The sequence below is a fragment of the Silvania hatchlandensis genome, assembly GCF_025564065.1.
GTDB lineage: Bacteria > Pseudomonadota > Gammaproteobacteria > Enterobacterales > Enterobacteriaceae > Enterobacter > Enterobacter hatchlandensis.
In genome coordinates, this window is the sequence record NZ_JAMGZK010000045.1 from 110,258 (window position 1) to 126,069 (window position 15,812).

General features: G+C 56.6%; 17 protein-coding genes. 2 read left to right on the plus strand and 15 right to left on the minus strand.

Annotated features, from left to right (window positions below):
- Window positions 1-2: 2 nt before the first annotated feature.
- From potG to nfsA, 5 genes are all read right to left on the minus strand, one after another.
- A complete protein-coding gene (gene potG, locus M8014_RS08740; protein ID WP_271282128.1) occupies window positions 3-1,136 on the minus strand; it encodes a putrescine ABC transporter ATP-binding subunit PotG in 1,134 nt (377 codons plus the stop codon).
- Window positions 1,137-1,230: 94 nt separating this feature from the next.
- Entirely contained in the window at window positions 1,231-2,343 is a 1,113-nt protein-coding gene (gene potF / locus M8014_RS08745) for a spermidine/putrescine ABC transporter substrate-binding protein PotF (RefSeq protein WP_271282129.1), read from the minus strand.
- A gap of 349 nt (window positions 2,344-2,692) precedes the next feature.
- Window positions 2,693-3,169: a YbjN domain-containing protein gene (locus M8014_RS08750; RefSeq protein ID WP_271282130.1), complete on the minus strand. Its 477-nt coding sequence runs from the start codon at window positions 3,167-3,169 to the stop codon at window positions 2,693-2,695.
- 61 nt (window positions 3,170-3,230) lie between these two features.
- Complete coding sequence (rimK, locus tag M8014_RS08755) at window positions 3,231-4,133, minus strand: 30S ribosomal protein S6--L-glutamate ligase (RefSeq protein ID WP_271282131.1); 903 nt, start codon at window positions 4,131-4,133, stop codon at window positions 3,231-3,233.
- Window positions 4,134-4,206: 73 nt separating this feature from the next.
- Window positions 4,207-4,929 carry an oxygen-insensitive NADPH nitroreductase gene (gene nfsA / locus M8014_RS08760; protein ID WP_271282132.1) on the minus strand — a complete coding sequence of 241 codons (723 nt, stop codon included), beginning with the start codon at window positions 4,927-4,929 and terminating at the stop codon, window positions 4,207-4,209.
- Between the two features lie 181 nt (window positions 4,930-5,110).
- Here nfsA and M8014_RS08765 point away from each other — a divergent pair, with 181 nt between their 5' ends.
- Window positions 5,111-5,380: a GrxA family glutaredoxin gene (locus tag M8014_RS08765; RefSeq protein WP_032617267.1), complete on the plus strand. Its 270-nt coding sequence runs from the start codon at window positions 5,111-5,113 to the stop codon at window positions 5,378-5,380.
- Window positions 5,381-5,384: 4 nt separating this feature from the next.
- Here the strand turns inward: M8014_RS08765 and M8014_RS08770 are convergent, their stop codons facing one another.
- Window positions 5,385-5,780, minus strand: coding sequence for an inner membrane protein YbjM (locus M8014_RS08770; RefSeq protein ID WP_271282133.1), 396 nt, complete (start codon window positions 5,778-5,780; stop codon window positions 5,385-5,387).
- Between the two features lie 271 nt (window positions 5,781-6,051).
- On the opposite strand from M8014_RS08770, the gene M8014_RS08775 reads away from it, so the two are divergent.
- Window positions 6,052-7,737 carry an aspartate:alanine antiporter gene (locus M8014_RS08775; protein WP_271282134.1) on the plus strand — a complete coding sequence of 562 codons (1,686 nt, stop codon included), beginning with the start codon at window positions 6,052-6,054 and terminating at the stop codon, window positions 7,735-7,737.
- A gap of 289 nt (window positions 7,738-8,026) precedes the next feature.
- Here the strand turns inward: M8014_RS08775 and M8014_RS08780 are convergent, their stop codons facing one another.
- The 9 genes from M8014_RS08780 to M8014_RS08820 form a co-directional block, all read right to left on the minus strand.
- Window positions 8,027-8,242 (minus strand): ogr/Delta-like zinc finger family protein, encoded by a 216-nt coding sequence (locus tag M8014_RS08780; protein ID WP_012016760.1) that lies wholly within the window; start codon window positions 8,240-8,242, stop codon window positions 8,027-8,029.
- Window positions 8,243-8,309: 67 nt separating this feature from the next.
- Complete coding sequence (locus tag M8014_RS08785; protein WP_271269347.1) at window positions 8,310-9,410, minus strand: phage late control D family protein; 1,101 nt, start codon at window positions 9,408-9,410, stop codon at window positions 8,310-8,312.
- A complete protein-coding gene (locus M8014_RS08790) occupies window positions 9,407-9,892 on the minus strand; it encodes a phage tail protein (RefSeq protein ID WP_271269346.1) in 486 nt (161 codons plus the stop codon). Before M8014_RS08790 ends, M8014_RS08785 begins: the two co-directional genes overlap by 4 nt.
- A complete protein-coding gene (locus M8014_RS08795; protein ID WP_271269345.1) occupies window positions 9,889-13,047 on the minus strand; it encodes a phage tail tape measure protein in 3,159 nt (1,052 codons plus the stop codon). Before M8014_RS08795 ends, M8014_RS08790 begins: the two co-directional genes overlap by 4 nt.
- Window positions 13,040-13,159: a GpE family phage tail protein gene (locus M8014_RS08800; RefSeq protein ID WP_202694107.1), complete on the minus strand. Its 120-nt coding sequence runs from the start codon at window positions 13,157-13,159 to the stop codon at window positions 13,040-13,042. The genes M8014_RS08795 and M8014_RS08800 overlap by 8 nt, the downstream gene beginning before the upstream one ends.
- 14 nt (window positions 13,160-13,173) lie before the next feature.
- Complete coding sequence (locus tag M8014_RS08805) at window positions 13,174-13,476, minus strand: phage tail assembly protein (RefSeq protein ID WP_271269344.1); 303 nt, start codon at window positions 13,474-13,476, stop codon at window positions 13,174-13,176.
- 54 nt (window positions 13,477-13,530) lie between these two features.
- A complete protein-coding gene (locus M8014_RS08810; protein ID WP_271269343.1) occupies window positions 13,531-14,046 on the minus strand; it encodes a phage major tail tube protein in 516 nt (171 codons plus the stop codon).
- Between the two features lie 9 nt (window positions 14,047-14,055).
- Window positions 14,056-15,228 (minus strand): phage tail sheath protein, encoded by a 1,173-nt coding sequence (locus tag M8014_RS08815; protein WP_271269342.1) that lies wholly within the window; start codon window positions 15,226-15,228, stop codon window positions 14,056-14,058.
- A 155-nt stretch (window positions 15,229-15,383) separates the two neighbouring features.
- Complete coding sequence (locus M8014_RS08820) at window positions 15,384-15,812, minus strand: tail fiber assembly protein (RefSeq protein ID WP_271269341.1); 429 nt, start codon at window positions 15,810-15,812, stop codon at window positions 15,384-15,386.

The following is a 15,812-nucleotide window of genomic DNA, read 5'->3' on the forward strand; positions in this document are numbered from 1 at the left end:
CCTTATACCGTCAGCACAACGCAGCTGTCCGCATCCCAGCACAGACGCACTTCGTCGCCCCAGGTCGGGAGGCCTTTACGGTAGCGATCCGTGTTCTGCAGCTGGGCGCTGATCATCTGCCCGCTTTTCAGGCGGACATGATAGATGGAGAGGTCGCCGAGATAGGCGATATGCACCACTTCGCCCACGGCAAAGTTACAACCATCGGCCGGCGGCGCATCACAGAGGGTGATTTTTTCCGGACGCAGCGCCACGTACACTGGCACGTTATCAACCACCGAGTTATCGACGGCCACTTTCAGCGGGTGGATCAGCCCCGGGGAGTCAATCACCAGCCCGTCTTCTTCGCGCGATTTCAGCAGCCCTTCGAAGACGTTCATCGAACCGATAAATTCCGCACTGTAGCGGGTGGTCGGGTGCTCATAAATCTCTTCCGGCTCGCCAATCTGCACGAACTTACCGCGGTTCATGATCGCGATGCGACCGGCCATGGTCATCGCCTCTTCCTGATCGTGGGTAACCATTACGCAGGTTGCGCCGACACGTTCAAGAATATCCAGCACTTCGAGCTGCATGCGGTCGCGCAGCTTTTTATCCAGCGCCCCCATTGGCTCATCCAGCAGCAGCAGCTTTGGCCGCTTCGCCAGGCTGCGGGCCAGGGCCACGCGCTGACGCTGGCCGCCCGAGAGCTGGTGTGGCTTACGCTTAGCAAACTCCTGCATGTGCACCAGGCTCAGCATTTCGGCGACCCGCGCGCTGATTTCGGCTTTTGGCAGTTTGTCCTGCTTCAGACCAAAGGCGATGTTCTGCTCGACGGTCATGTGCGGGAACAGGGCGTAAGACTGGAACATCATATTGATCGGCCGCTGATAGGGCGGCACCTGCGACAGGTCCACACCATCGAGCACAATCTGCCCGGCGGTCGGCTGTTCAAACCCGGCAAGCATACGCAGCAACGTCGATTTCCCGCAGCCGGACGCGCCGAGCAGGGCAAAGATTTCGCCTTTATAGATAGTCAGGCTGACATCATCGACGGCGTGCTGGCCGTCGAACGATTTGGTCAGGTTACGGATTTCCAGCAGCGGGGTCAGCGCTTTACGGGTTTTCGCCTGTGGGCGGGGGATCGCGTCGTTCACGGGGTGCTCTCCGGCATCAATCAAACGGGTGCAGGCGCACCATGACGGTGCGCCTGATGCCGGGCAAAGGTGCAACTGCCCGGCCTGATTCTTATTATTTACCGCTTTTCACTTTGGTCCACGCTCGGGTGCGCACGCGGTCGATTTTCGGTTCTTGTACGCTGAGGGTGAACATTTTGGCGCGCACGTCAGCCGGCGGATAGATGCCCGGATTGTCACGCACTTCGGCGCTCACCAGCGCGGTGGCGGCTTTGTTGCCGTTGGCATAGAAGATGTGATCCGAGATATGGGCAATCACGTCCGGACGCAGCAGGTAGTTCAGGAACTGGTAGGCTTCGTCTTTGTTCTTCGCATCCGCAGGCATCGCGAAGACGTCGAAGAAGGCCATCGCCCCCTCTTTCGGGATAGAGTAGGCGATATTCACGCCATTTTTGGCCTCTTTCGCACGGTTAGCCGCCTGCAGAACATCCCCTGCCCAGCCGATCGCCACGCAGGTGTCGCCATTTGCCAGGTCGTTAATGTACTGGGAGGAGTGGAAGTAACGGATATTTGGACGCAGCTTCAGCAGCAGATCGGTGGCCGGGCCGGTGTAATCATCCGCTTTGGTGCTGTTCGGATCTTTACCAAGGTAGTTCAGCACCGTGGCAAAAATCTCTTCTGGCGCATCGAGGAACGAGACGCCGCAGCTTTTCAGTTTTTCGAGGTTTTCTGGCTTCAGCACCAGATCCCAGCTGTTCACCGGCGCGTCGGTACCGAGCGCTTTTTTCACTTTCTCGACGTTATAGCCAATGCCGGTGGTCGCCCACATGTACGGCAAGGCGTATTTGTTTTCCGGGTCGTGCTTGGCAATCAGCTTAAGCAGATCGGGATCGAGGTTTTTCCACTCCGGGAGTTTGCTTTTATCCAGCGGCTGGAAGACACCGGCCGAGAGCTGACGCTCCAGGAAACTGGCTGACGGTACCACCAGGTCAAAGCCGGTGCTGCCCGCCATCAGTTTGCCTTCCAGCACTTCGTTGGAATCGAAGACGTCGTAAACCACTTTAATACCGGTCTCTTTTTCAAAATTAGCGACGGTGTCCGGCGCAATATAATCAGACCAGTTATAGATATGCAGCGTTTTTTGTTCCGCAGCGAGCGAACCAGCAGAGACAGCCATCAGAGCACCGGCAATCAGCCCCGAAACCCAGGTTTTTTTTAAAGCGATCATAGCGTTTATCCTTCTGAAAGCGCGTTAACAAACGCACTAAAAATGAACACTCTTAGTCTATGCAAGAATCGTGCATAATTTATCACTCTGCCAGCAGCAGAAGATATTGCTCTGTTGGCAGTATCTGCTCGCAATTAACAGCATCGCAAGAATAAACTGTAGCTTGTCTTTGCGGCTATAGCCCAGATTAAAAAACGCCTTTTATCAATTTTTTATGCAGAATCGGTCTACGTGATAAGCCGAAAAACGAGGAAGGTGGTGAATAATTCTTTAAAGAAAGGTTAAAGCCAGCACAAAAGAGGGTGTTACGCAGCCGCCACGACAGCGACTGCCTGAATGTCAGACAAGATTAGTGCAGGAACGGCGTAGCCGCGTCAGGATTCTCAGGCTCGTCTTCGGTGTTAAACAACATGTGATGGGCGTTGGCTTCCAGCATCACCATCGAGATCTGCTCTTCGCTCTGCTGGAAAAAGCCTTCAAACTGCTGATAGGTTAACCCCGTGGCAGCGAATAAAGACTGGCAAACCACCAGCTTTGGCAGATTATCATCCTGTATGTCGAGAAAGGCTTTGACCGTCAAAGAACTGGCATTGATGGCTGACAGATCCGATGCTAACGCCAGCAGCGCTGAGGGTTTGACCTCCGCGAGGGCGGAAAAAAGAATGACGTCATTGATCACATCGAGCTTGGCATCGAACACGCCGTCAAAATTTTGCATGTGCGGCAGGTGCAACGCCTGACAGGTATCGCATTCAAAAAAGCTGATGCTCATATCGTCGAGCCATTGGCGTAACGTATCAAGTGTCGGTACGACGAGTGAATCCATAACCGTGGAGCCCCTTAAGAATTAATTCGCTAGCTTACGCAAAAAGTGTGCGTCATACCATTTATCCGCCCGTTTTCAGGCAAAACTCCGGCGTGGCATGACGTTCGATCCAGTCGATCATTTTCCCGGCGACATCAATCCCGGTGGTACTTTCAATGCCTTCGAGCCCCGGCGAAGCGTTGACTTCCATCACCAGCGGCCCGCGATCGGCACGTAAAATATCGACACCGGCAATATCGAGACCCAGGGTGTGGGCGGATTTCAGGGCGATTTCACGCTCGCGTTCAGTGATCTCCGCCACCCGCGCCACGCCGCCGCGATGCAGGTTGGAGCGAAAATCGCCCTCTTTGGCCTGACGCTCGATGGCGGCCACCACTTCGTCGCCTACCACCAGACAGCGAATGTCGCGCCCTTTTGCCTCCTGAATGTATTCCTGCACCAGAATATGCGCATTCAGGCCGCGAAAGGCGTCGACCACGCTCTCTGCTGCCTGACGCGTTTCGGCCAGCACCACGCCGATCCCCTGAGTGCCTTCCACCAGCTTCACCACCAGCGGCGCACCGCCCACCATGTCGATCAGATCGCTGGTATCGTCGGGAGAGTGGGCAATACCGGTGATCGGCAGGTCAATTCCCTGGCGCGCCAGCAGCTGCAGGGAGCGCAGCTTGTCGCGCGCGCGGGTAATGGCAACGGATTCATTCAGGGGATAACTGCCCAGCAGCTCGAACTGGCGCAGCGCGGCGGTGCCGTAAAAGGTGATCGCCGAACCAATGCGCGGGATGACCGCGTCGTAATGCGGCAGCTGGCGTCCTTTATAGTGAATAGAGGAGGCCGCCGGGCTGATATTCATATAGCAGGACAACGGATCGAGGACTTCCACCAGATGGCCGCGTTTATGCCCTGCTTCACGCAGGCGCTTACACGAATAGAGCGTTCCATCCCGGGACAATATGGCAATTTTCACCCTGCACCTCTCAGATATGATCTGGTCAAAAGCCTGCGTATCATACACGCAGGCAGGCACAGGATGAATGGACTTATCGCGTCGCCCAGCCCTGTTTATGCAAATAATCCAGAATAAACGGACGGTTCTCTTTGATGATGGTGCGCTGGATATGATCGCTCCAGGTATCGCGACGGTTATTGGTCGCGCGGGAGAGGTAGTAGTTCGCCAGCTCCTCGTCGTACCGGGCAAGAACCGCGCTGTCCACCGGCTGGTAGTGGTTTTCATGTACCACCATTGCCGCAGGCAGACGCGGCTTAACGTCCGGATTATCTGCCGGCCAGCCGAGGCACAGACCGAACAGCGGCAGAACGTGTTTTGGCAGCTGCAGCAGCTCGGTCACCGCCTCGATGCTGTTGCGGATGCCGCCGATGTAGACCCCGCCCAGCCCCAGTGATTCTGCCGCCGTCAGCGCATTCTGCGCCAGCATTGCGGTATCCACCACGCCGAGCAGCAGCTGTTCTGCCAGGCCGAGCTGCGCCTCGGGGCAAATCTGCAGATGACGATTAAAGTCGGCGCAGAACACCCAGAACTCTGCCGCCTGTGCCACGTGTTTTTGCCCGCCGGTGAGGGTCACCAGCTGTTCGCGCATCGCCGGGTCAGTGATACGAATAATCGAGCTGCACTGTAAGAAGCTGGAGCTGGAGGTCCCTTGCGCGCCAGCAATAATTGCTTCGCGCTGGGCATCGCTGATGGGTTGGTCGGTGAAATGGCGAATCGAGCGGTGGGAACGGAGCAAATCAATAACAGGTGTCATCTCGTCTCTCTTTACGGCTTAACTGACAATATTGGCCAGTATAGGCAAAGATAACCGTGCTGTAATTGGCCAAATATAGCCTGTAGATATCAATGCAAAAGGCAGAACCTGCTTTTCATTACTGAGCGTTAGCGGCAATATAGGCCGTATTCGCCGTCAGGCTTAGATTCAGGAGAGAGAAATGTTTGCAGTTATTTTTGGACGTCCGGGTTGCCCTTACTGTGTGCGCGCGAAAGATCTGGCAGAAAAACTGACCGCCGAGCGTGAAGATTTTAACTACCGCTACGTGGACATTCACGCGGAAGGCATTTCCAAAGCCGACCTGGAACAGACCGTGGGTAAACCGGTTGAAACCGTTCCGCAGATCTTCCTCGACCAGACCCATATCGGCGGCTTTACTGATTTTGAAGCCTACGCCAAAGAGCATCTGGGACTTTTCGCTGCCCAGTAAGTCTTTAACGCCCTCCCCGGAGGGCGTTTTTAGTTTCACGACGATGTTCGACTGCCCTGCGGACAAACAGAAAGAACAGCGCGCCCAGCGCACACCAGAACACCCCGCTCAATAGCCAGGCCAACTCCTGCATAATCGTGCGCGACGGGATAAACACCATACGCATCACCACCAGACAGATGGGTGCAGCAAGAATGGCACCGACCAGGGGTCGGACCACTTCCCCACCACGAGAAACAAAGCTGGCAACGATACCCGGCAGGATAAAGCACAGCAAACCCAGCTCAGGATGTCCGGCGGCGATAAAAGCCCCTTGCACTTTGAAAGTCAGGCAGATACACACCGCCGTAAACAGTAAAAAGCAGCACGCGATACCCGGCCAGTTACGTTTAATATTCAAATCCTCCCCCTGCCCTGTCAGGCAAATACATTTTTCGTCACGTAAACACCCAATTAGATGAGTAAAGCGGCACTCCATGCCTGAAACAGTCGGTGATGATTTCATCGCCATCGAATTCCGATAACTGTTAAAAATAAACTAATTATTTGATATTTTTTTGTGAGCTAACTATAATGCGCGATCAGGCGCAGCCCTCTCTTCTTACAGCGCAAACATAGCCTAAATAGCCCATCCATTCAACCACTTACTGGTAAACGAAAAGTTATCCTCCGTGAACATAAACGTCGCAGAATTGTTAAACGGGAATTACATCCTGTTATTATTTGTGGTACTGGCTCTGGGTCTTTGCCTGGGTAAATTACGTCTGGGATCGGTCCAACTCGGTAATTCCATTGGCGTTTTAGTGGTTTCTTTATTATTAGGCCAGCAGCATTTCAGTATTAACACCGATGCCCTGAACCTGGGTTTTATGCTGTTTATTTTTTGCGTCGGTGTTGAAGCCGGACCCAACTTTTTTTCTATTTTCTTCCGCGACGGCAAGAATTATCTGATGCTGGCGCTGGTAATGGTCGGCAGCGCCCTGCTTATCGCGCTTGGCTTAGGCAAACTGTTTGGCTGGGATATCGGGTTGACGGCAGGCATGCTGGCCGGATCGATGACCTCGACGCCGGTTCTGGTGGGTGCGGGAGATACATTACGCCATCTCGGCCTGAGTGATGCCCAGCTGTCGCTGGCACTGGATCACTTAAGCCTGGGCTATGCGTTGACCTATCTGATTGGGCTGGTGAGCTTGATTGTCGGCGCGCGCTATTTACCGAAACTGCAGCATCAGGATCTGCAGACCAGCGCCCAGCAAATCGCCCGTGAGCGCGGCCTGGACACTGACAGCAAGCGCAAAGTGTATCTCCCGGTGATTCGCGCCTATCGCGTGGGGCCAGAGCTGGTGGCCTGGGCCGACGGTAAAAACCTGCGTGAACTGGGTATCTACCGCCAGACCGGCTGCTATATCGAACGTATTCGCCGCAACGGCATCCTGGCAAACCCGGATGGCGACGCAGTACTGCAGATGGGCGACGACATTGCGCTGGTGGGCTATCCGGATGCGCACGCGCGCCTCGACCCGAGCTTCCGCAACGGCAAAGAGGTATTCGACCGCGACCTGCTGGACATGCGCATCGTCACCGAAGAGATCGTGGTCAAGAACCACAACGCCGTTGGACGCCGTCTGGGACAGCTTAAGCTGACCGATCACGGCTGCTTCCTGAACCGGGTGATCCGCAGCCAGATTGAGATGCCAATCGACGACAACATCGTCCTGAACAAGGGTGATGTACTGCAGGTGAGCGGCGATACCCGCCGCGTAAAAACCGTCGCCGACCGCATCGGCTTTATCTCCATCCACAGCCAGGTGACCGATCTGCTGGCCTTCTGCGCCTTCTTTATCGTCGGCCTGATGATTGGGATGATCACCTTTCAGTTCAGCAACTTTAGCTTTGGCATCGGTAACGCCGCGGGCCTGCTGTTCGCCGGAATTATGCTCGGCTTCCTGCGAGCTAACCACCCGACGTTCGGTTACATCCCGCAGGGCGCGCTGAACATGGTGAAAGAGTTTGGCCTGATGGTGTTTATGGCGGGCGTAGGCTTAAGCGCGGGCAGCGGCATCAGCCACAGCCTGGGTGCAGTGGGCTGGCAGATGCTGGTGGCCGGACTTATCGTCAGCCTGGTACCGGTGGTCATCAGCTTCCTGTTCGGCGTGTGGGTCCTGCGTATGAACCGTGCCCTGCTGTTTGGCGCGATGATGGGTGCCCGCACCTGTGCGCCCGCAATGGAAATCATCAGCGACACCGCCCGCAGCAACATTCCGGCGCTGGGGTACGCAGGCACCTATGCTATCGCTAACGTGCTGTTAACCCTGGCGGGGACGCTGATTATCATCATCTGGCCAGGACTGGGGTAGAGAGGGATTTTGCGCACTGGCGAAAAAAATTTCGCGATGCGCAGAACTTTTCGTTCAGACGTCAGTCATAACTATTGCCACTGCTTTTCTTTGATGTCCCCCAATTTGTGGAGCCCATCAACCCCGCCATTTTGGTTCAAGGTTGATGGGTTTTTTGTTGCCTGAAATTCATACTCCGTAAAATCAATTACTTATGTCGTCACTCTTTCCTGTGTGGCGACAAAGTGGCGGCAGCGCTTTTGCCATGGCGGCAACAGGTAATAAAAAACCCGCCAGCGGCGGGTCAGTATCAGTAAGCTAATTGTTCCTGCATTCCTTTCGGATGAGGCGGTGCGGCGCTGATTTTTTGCGGTCGGCAGACAGATCGCACAAAAGTCTCATGTGTCACGAATGTATGCCCGCACTCAATATTGGTGCACTGGTTGTATCGTTCTTTGGTTTCACTGGAAACCTGAAAGCTACTGCGTGTATGCGCGGCCTGGCCGCACATCGGACAATTCATCATTTCGTTCAGCCCTCACTCTTAACCAGTTCGCAATAATGATACATTATTGTTCTCAATTTGGAACTAATCATTCAATTTCGAACTCATCAATTTTCACTTCGAGATCCAGACTGGTCGTAAATCCACTATCCGGATTGACCGTATGCGTCAGTGTGGCGATAGTCCACTCCGCATCATCAATCGGCTGCTTGAATCCGCTGACCTTCACCGGCATTTCGGTATAGAGATCCGCCCGCCCTTCTGCGAGCTGCAGGGAGAACGACGCCACCCCGCGCTGCAGACGCTCCCACTGCATCTTTGCTGCACGTTCTGCATTGCTGCGGTTGGCATAGGTGCGGTTCAGAACCAGCACATTTTCATCCGTGCCCACCAGATAATCCCCCTGCTTCGCCTCCGGCTTTTTGGGTGCGGCGGTTTTCTTTCGCCGTCGCTTTACCTGCATGGTCTCTTTCTTCTTCGGCTCACGGGTATGCAGCCAGCTGGCAATAACGCCGGTATAAGCACCACGGTCAGACAGGCTAAACCGATGACCGTCGCCAGCCTGGCGGGTGATGGTGATAACCGGCAGCTGTTTGCCGCTGGCCGTTCTGCCCTGCCCCTGTCGGATAAACAGCAGGTTCCCGTCTTTCACGGACGCAATCGCCCCGTACTGGCGCGCCAGCTTCATCAGGAAACTCGCGTCGCTTTCATTGGTCTGATCCAGATGGTCCAGCGCTTTCTCTGTCAGGTCCTTGCCCAGCGCCAGTTTCAGCTTGTGGCGTACGGCAATGTCCTTCACCACCTCGCCCACCGTGGTCTGATGCCAGGACTTTTCACGGCGGGTGTTCAGGGTTTCGCGAAAGTCAGCGCTGCGCGCACGGATAGTCAGCCGGTCAGGTGCGCCGGAATGCTCAATCTCATCCACGGTGAATGCCCCTTTCGGGAACAGCGGCTGGCCTTTCCAGCCCAGCGCCAGATGGATCACCGCTCCGCGACGCGGCAGGGCAACCAGGCCGTCGGCGTCGTCCAGCTCCAGATCGAGCTGGTCCGCTTCAAAGCCCCGGTTATCGGTCAATGTCAGGCTCATCAGGCGCGCGTCCATCACCGTCGTCACGTCTTTGCCTTCGATGGTGATGCTGAACGCCGGGCTTTTGCTGGTCAGATTCTGGAGACGGCTACTCAGAGTCATGAGAGCAACCCTCCCGCCATATTTTTCACTTTGCCAATGGCAGACGCTGCCGTGTCCTGCAGGTTGCTAAGCTGGTCGCTCAGGCTGCCAAACATCTCCGACAGCGACTCATCCACCCGTTTCAGAGTCAGCGTGAACTCAATTCGGCGCGGCATCCCGCTTTCAAAAAACTCCGTTTTGGTCTGACTCAGACTTTCGATTACATACATGCCGTAGATAGTGCCGCTGCCCTCAATCAGGGGCCACGCTTTGCCCAGCTCCGCCATCTGCTCCAGCGCCAGCAGTGACAGCCTGCCGCCGGTGACTTCCGGCAGCAGCACGCCGGAAAGCGTCAGTGAGTCGTTATCCGGGCCAAGAAACTGCGTGGACGGACGGCGGTTCACCCGGTTGTTAGCCGCGTGCCGCCAACTGCGCTGGTACTGCAGCTCCTGATACGGCACGGTGCGCAGCATAAACACATACAAACCAAACACCATCATCATGAATCGTATCCCCCCTGATCGCTGTAATTGCTGCGCGCTTTCGCTCTGCCCCGCCGTTCGCGCTCATCAAGCTGCCGTGCTACTTCACGCGCAATGTCCTGCGCACTTTGTCCGGGCTGAGTGGTGATATGAATCGGCGCGTTAATCTCATAGCGGATCACCGGTTGCGGGCTTTCAGCCTTCACCGGCTGCACCTGATATGCCCTGACTGGCAGGCTGAACGGGTGCAACGGTGCCGCCTCTGCAGGTGCAGCCGCCACACCCATCGCTCCGGCCACCACGGACGCCAGCGCCGCCGTGCGCCGCCTGCTGGTCACACTGGCCGGTCCGTTTACGATTTCCGGGCCGTTCTCCCCCACGATGCCAAACTGGCCGCGAGGAATGGCTCCGCCGTTGTCGTACATACCCGCAAAGCCCATTGACGGAAATCCGCCAGGCGGCAGCATGACCTTGCCGTCAGCATTCACCGTGGCGGGAAGCTGGCGAGTGACCTGCTCAGGCAGTCTGGCTTTTGCCGCTTCCTGGCTGACAATACCGAGCTTATCCAGCAGCCACGACACGCCAGATTTCAGCGACTCAAGGGGGTGCATCACCATACTGAGACCTTCCGCCAGCGTTTCACCAAACCGTCGCCCCATCGCCGCCGCGCTGCTCAGTTCCTCGGAGGTCGCTTTTACCGGCGCTAACAAATCCGTGAACCATCCCCACAGCGCCTGCACCTTGTCACCTATCCACTGAAACACAGGCCTGAGCGGCTCAAAGGCAGCGCTGATGGGCGCAGCAGCGGCTTTGAATCCTTCCACCACGCCACCCAAAAATGCGCTGATAGGCTGCCAGTATTTCCAGACAACCAGTGCCACCCCGGCAAGCGCTGCGATAACAAGTCCTACAGGGCTTAGCAATACGCCCAACAGGCTACCAATGCCGATGATAGCCGCACGCAATAGCGCAAACGGCGACATGACCAGCCACCTGAGCACGCCACCCGCCCCCCGAACCGAGGCTATCAACGGAGCGAAGGCTGCACTGGCTAACCCACTGATTCGGGTTGAAAGCTGTCGAACGGCTTCGCCAGGGTTACGGAAAGACGAGACCAGAACTTCCCCCGCCTGCTGGGCATGTTCCTTAATTTTGTCCAGAGCGCCATCACGAAAAGCATCAAGGATCCCGCCCCCATCGTCATCATTACCGCCACCGCTGAGTGCTTCGCGGATACGTCCTATCCAGCTGACGGTATCGCCGGCATCGTTTCCTGAGAACAATGCGAATAACTTTTTAAATGCCTCGCCAGAGCTAAAAAGCCCCGGCGCGAAGGATGTTAATACCTGGCTCAGACGCCCCAGCAAAGGACTGAGCCTGCCCAGCCCGGTAATAGCGAGTGACTTCATACCAAAGCGGAGTAGGGCTATCGGTCCCAGAACGGCGGCCATGGCGATAGCAAGCGTGCCCAGGGCAAGCGTTACCGACGCCACAACGGCGGCAATCTTCATTAACCGGCCCGCCAGTTCCGGGTTGGCTTCAACCCAACGACGCATTACACCCGTCACGCGCTTAACTGCGTCCATGATTTCCATCAGTGGCGCACGCAGGGTTTCTCCCAGGCTGCTGAGCGTATTGGCCGCCCCCGTCTTAACCAGCAACCATTGCGCGGATAATGAATCCTTGTTGATATCGGATTCTTTCTGCATGGAGCCGTTCGCACTCCCGCCGGAGGTGAGTCTGAGCTGGCGCTGCAGCTCCGGCAGGTTATTGGCGAGCTTCGCCGCATCATCGCCAAACTCTTTGCCAAATAACATGGTCATGGCAGACAGGCGTTTGTCCTGCGGCAGACGGTTAACCTTTTCCAGCACGCGCTGGATGGTGCCGATGGCGTCGGTGGTCATCTGCTTTTCAATCTCTGCCGGATTGAGCTTCAGCAGGTCCATGCCTTCGAAGAAGCGCTTACTCTGCATAGTGGCAATGGACAACTCACGCACCATGGCGTTTGACGCACTGGCAGCGATTTCCGGCGCAGCACCTAAAGACAGGAACGTGGAGCCGAGCGCGGCGGCCTTGCGATAGTCGAGACGGTCAGCCACGCCCCCCATACGCTGCAGCACGTCGATAATGTCTGCCCCTTTGGACATGGCGTTATCGTCCAGATAGTTCAGTGCATCACCCAGCTGTTCAATGTTGCGGGTCGGCACCTTATACAGACTGGCGATTTTCCCCAGCCCCTCGGACAGCTCATCGGCCGGCAGTTCAAACGCCGTAGATGCCTTAGCCGCCGTGCTGGCAAACGCCAGCAGGTCGCGCTTCTGATCCGCCCAGGAATCATTCGGGTTCGCCACGTTCATGCGTGCCCCGCCTTCAACCAGCGCGGCATAATCCACCGCGCCGTTTTCCATCGGCAGCTGTTCACTGGCAGCCTTGATGGCGTCCTGCATTTCATAGAACCGGGCGGTGCGGTTGCCGTTGTCATCACGCAAGCCGTTGACCTGCTTCGCCACGCCTTTCATGGCATCTTCCATGCTGGCGTAGCTTTTCACCGCCGCCATCACCGGCGCGCCCATCGCCAGCCCGGCTGCGGTTGTTGTGGCCCCGGCACCGGCAATCCTGTCCCGCACTTCGAGACGGCGGGAATACTGATCGCGGACCGCATTCATCCGCGCCTGCTGTTCGCCCAGGCGTTTCAGGGATTTCATCTGACGGTCCAGCGCCTGGCGGGTTTCGTCGGCGTTCTGCCGGAGTTCACGCTGCGCGCTGCTGAGCTTTTTCGTGTCCAGCCCGGCTTCATTCAGCGCAAGACGCTGACGCTGGACCGACTGGCGCAGGCCGTTGTATTTGCCCTGCAGATCCGTTACGCGGCTTTTTGCCTGCTCAAGGAGTCGGGTCTGCGCTGCTGTCGGGCGACTGGTGGCGTTAAACTGCGTGGCGAGTTTCGCCGCTTCTTCGCGTGCGGCTTTAAGACTGTTGCCGGTGACTGCCAGCTGCGCGCTGGCCTTGCGAAAACCCTCAATTTTTCCCGCCTGGGTATCTAACTCTTTAAGGCGGGCGCGGCTTTGCTGGACGGCCGCTGCCAGCTCTTTCGAGCTGGCCTGCGCGGAACGGAAGGGGCGGGTGAGCCTATCAACCGCATTCAGAATCACCTGCAGGCGCAGGTTTTTGTCACTCATCGCTGGCCCCGCTTCGCAGAATGGCTTTATGTCGCCACTCCAGCACATCCGTTAGCGGCATAACGTCAGTGACGGACGGCGACCAGTGAAAGATGGTGGCAATGTCCGCCACCAGATCATCAACCGTCAGGCTGTCGGCAAACCGGCAAGCACCGACTTCTTCAATAAAAAAGTGACCACCTCAACCGACAGCGCGGTGAGATCGGCGGGGTCCAGCTCGGCCATTTCCTGCGCGGTCAGGGTCGGCGTGGAGATACGTGGGATAACGGTCATCATCGCGCCCACATCCATATCCATGATGGCCTGCAGGCGGGTGCCTCGCAGCGCGCCTGACTGAGGCTTTCGCAGAATGATTTCGGTGATTTCGGTTGTACCGCGCTTGATCGGAGTATCCAGCTGTACGGCCTTTTCGGTTGGTTTATCGCTCATGTTCGTGTCCTGTTAGTGGGGTACTGGCGCGGCTGCCCGCGCCGTTGATGTGAATCAGAGGCCGAGGGCGTTACGGTGCGCTTCCATCAGGTCCACGCCGCCCACGATTTCAATCATGTTGACCAGATCGACCTCATACAGCACTTCGCCGTTAATGGTCAGCTTCGCGTAGCTGTTGGTGCTGGTGACTTTGGTGGTGCTGCTCTCGCCCGTTTTCCACTCGCCGGAGTCCAGTTCCTTGTGACGCCCGCGCACAACCAGCTCCACCGCCTGCACTTCGCCGGTGTCATCGCGCTGAATGGAACCGGTAAAGCGCAACTGGATGGCATCCACCGTGGTTTTGCCCATCTGTCTGAACAGCAGCAGCTCGGTGCCCCCGATGGAAAACTCAGTATCAATAGCGCCGTCATCCAGCCCCATATCCACATCCACCGCGCCAGGCATCCCGCCACCACGATACTTCTCAAACTTGCGGGTGAATTTCGGCAGGGTGAGCGACTCGACGATCCCCTGCCAGTTGTTCCCGTCGTTAAACAGGTTCAGGTGTTTTAACTTGCGTGGTAAAGCCATGGGGTCCCCTTACGCGCTAACACGGCTGGAGAAATCCAGCAGGTATTGATCGGTGATGCGCTGGCGCAGCATCAGGTTTTCAAGCGGTGGCACCGGCGTGTAGTCGTAGTCGATAGTGAGTTTCCCGGCCTTCAGGGAGTCCTTATCGTTCACGGATTCATCCAGCCAGCAGTCTGCGCCGATGATGTAGCCCTGTGTTTTCAGGTTGCGCAGTTTGGCGCGGATACCTTCGATAATGTCACGCGCCAGCGACGGGTTGAGCGTGCCATCCACCGCCCACATGTGCGCCTCTGCGATGGTGTCGGCCAGCACCTGCGCCGTGCGGGTGTAGTTTTCAAAGGCAAACAGCGGATCGTCACTGAGGCAACGGGAACCCCAGAAGCGGAAGCCGTCTTTGCGGATCAGCGTGGTCACATCGTTCTTGTTAAGCAGTCCCGCATCGGTGGCCGGGTCCTGCAGATCCCAGAACACATCAGCAGAAACGCCGGTGACGCCGTTGACGCCAACGTTGGACAGGGTTTTGTGCCAGCCGGTCTGCTCGTCAATTTTGGCGCGCAGACCGAGCGCGCGGGCGGAGGCGTAAGCCGTCGCATCGGCATTCAGCACGGTGTCAAAGTTGATGAAATCAGGCCAGATCAGCATCCCTTCGCGCTGGCTGAAGTTATCGCGGTAGGCAATAGCTTCCTCCACCGTTTTGCAGCCGTAGGCAGACAGGTAGGCAAACCCGCGCAGGCTCTGCGCCACACTGAGCAGCTCAGTGGCCACCGCCTGCGTGTCATGGCCGGGCACGCCAAGAATGCGCGGCTTGACGCCGAGCTGCGACTGCGCCGAAAGCAGGGCTTTCATGCCGGTTTTTTTACCGTCAGCGGTTACGCCGCCGATAATGTTGGAGGTGGTTTCCGCTTCGGTTTCGCCCTGCGCCACGCGTACGACAACCGTCACAGGTTTTGCCTGGTCTGCAATCGCATCCAGCGAGCGGGCCAGCGTGCCGGACTCACCCGCTTTTCCGCTGGCAGTCAGCACGTCGGTCAATAAAACAGGCTTATTAAGGGGGAACATGGACGCATCGGCATCATCGCCGGTGCAGACCATGCCCACGATGGCGGTGCTCATCGTGGTAATGGATCGGGTGCCTTCGTTGATTTCAACAACGCGCACCCCGTGGTGATAATCCTGAGTCATGTAGCGGTTCTCCTCATGAGGTTTCCGCTACATGGTGCTGGCATTTTATTTCGCGTTCACTTGTTGCCCGTTGTATCACGCCCCACACAGCAACCATAAAAGGCCTCGCTTCGGAGGCCGTGCTGGTTCGATAAAATGGGTGCGATTCCGTTTACCTACATAACAGGCGTTGCAGGCCAGTCGATGTGGTTCGGGTCTGTTGTTTCGACCGCTTTAACCTCTTTGATATAATTCATCCATAAAATGAGCTTCTCCTTCTCTTCATCACTGATGATGCCCAGTGACAATTCTGTACGCCAGTCAGCTGTTAAAGAATTCGCATATTGCAGCCGTGATTGTTTCTCAATTTCTGCCAGCGCGATCAGCTCTTCTGCTGTAAGCGGCGGGATTGCCTTCCAGTATGGAAATCCATCACTCCCTGCCGCAAGGCAATATCCTGCCGGGGTCGCGCCTGTAAACTCAGTCCATTGTTCGTGCGTAATCTCAACAGCATCATCCGGCCATCCGGTGCCCTCTTCATAGTTCTCTTTCAGTTCTTCTGGATAAAAACCGGAAGTTGCTGCACTAAAATAAATTTTGCTCAT

What these genes read in the sequence shown, in the direction of transcription:
- potF (WP_271282129.1), bottom strand. Translation starts at nt 2,343, where the DNA reads ATGATCGCTTTAAAAAAAACCTGGGTTTCGGGGCTGATTGCCGGTGCT.
- M8014_RS08750 (WP_271282130.1), bottom strand. Translation starts at nt 3,169, where the DNA reads ATGGATTCACTCGTCGTACCGACACTTGATACGTTACGCCAATGGCTC.
- nfsA (WP_271282132.1), bottom strand. Translation starts at nt 4,929, where the DNA reads ATGACACCTGTTATTGATTTGCTCCGTTCCCACCGCTCGATTCGCCAT.
- M8014_RS08765 (WP_032617267.1), top strand. Translation starts at nt 5,111, where the DNA reads ATGTTTGCAGTTATTTTTGGACGTCCGGGTTGCCCTTACTGTGTGCGC.
- M8014_RS08780 (WP_012016760.1), bottom strand. Translation starts at nt 8,242, where the DNA reads ATGATGAATTGTCCGATGTGCGGCCAGGCCGCGCATACACGCAGTAGC.
- M8014_RS08785 (WP_271269347.1), bottom strand. Translation starts at nt 9,410, where the DNA reads ATGACTCTGAGTAGCCGTCTCCAGAATCTGACCAGCAAAAGCCCGGCG.
- M8014_RS08790 (WP_271269346.1), bottom strand. Translation starts at nt 9,892, where the DNA reads ATGATGATGGTGTTTGGTTTGTATGTGTTTATGCTGCGCACCGTGCCG.
- M8014_RS08795 (WP_271269345.1), bottom strand. Translation starts at nt 13,047, where the DNA reads ATGAGTGACAAAAACCTGCGCCTGCAGGTGATTCTGAATGCGGTTGAT.
- M8014_RS08805 (WP_271269344.1), bottom strand. Translation starts at nt 13,476, where the DNA reads ATGAGCGATAAACCAACCGAAAAGGCCGTACAGCTGGATACTCCGATC.
- M8014_RS08810 (WP_271269343.1), bottom strand. Translation starts at nt 14,046, where the DNA reads ATGGCTTTACCACGCAAGTTAAAACACCTGAACCTGTTTAACGACGGG.
- M8014_RS08815 (WP_271269342.1), bottom strand. Translation starts at nt 15,228, where the DNA reads ATGACTCAGGATTATCACCACGGGGTGCGCGTTGTTGAAATCAACGAA.
- M8014_RS08820 (WP_271269341.1), bottom strand. Translation starts at nt 15,812, where the DNA reads ATGAGCAAAATTTATTTTAGTGCAGCAACTTCCGGTTTTTATCCAGAA.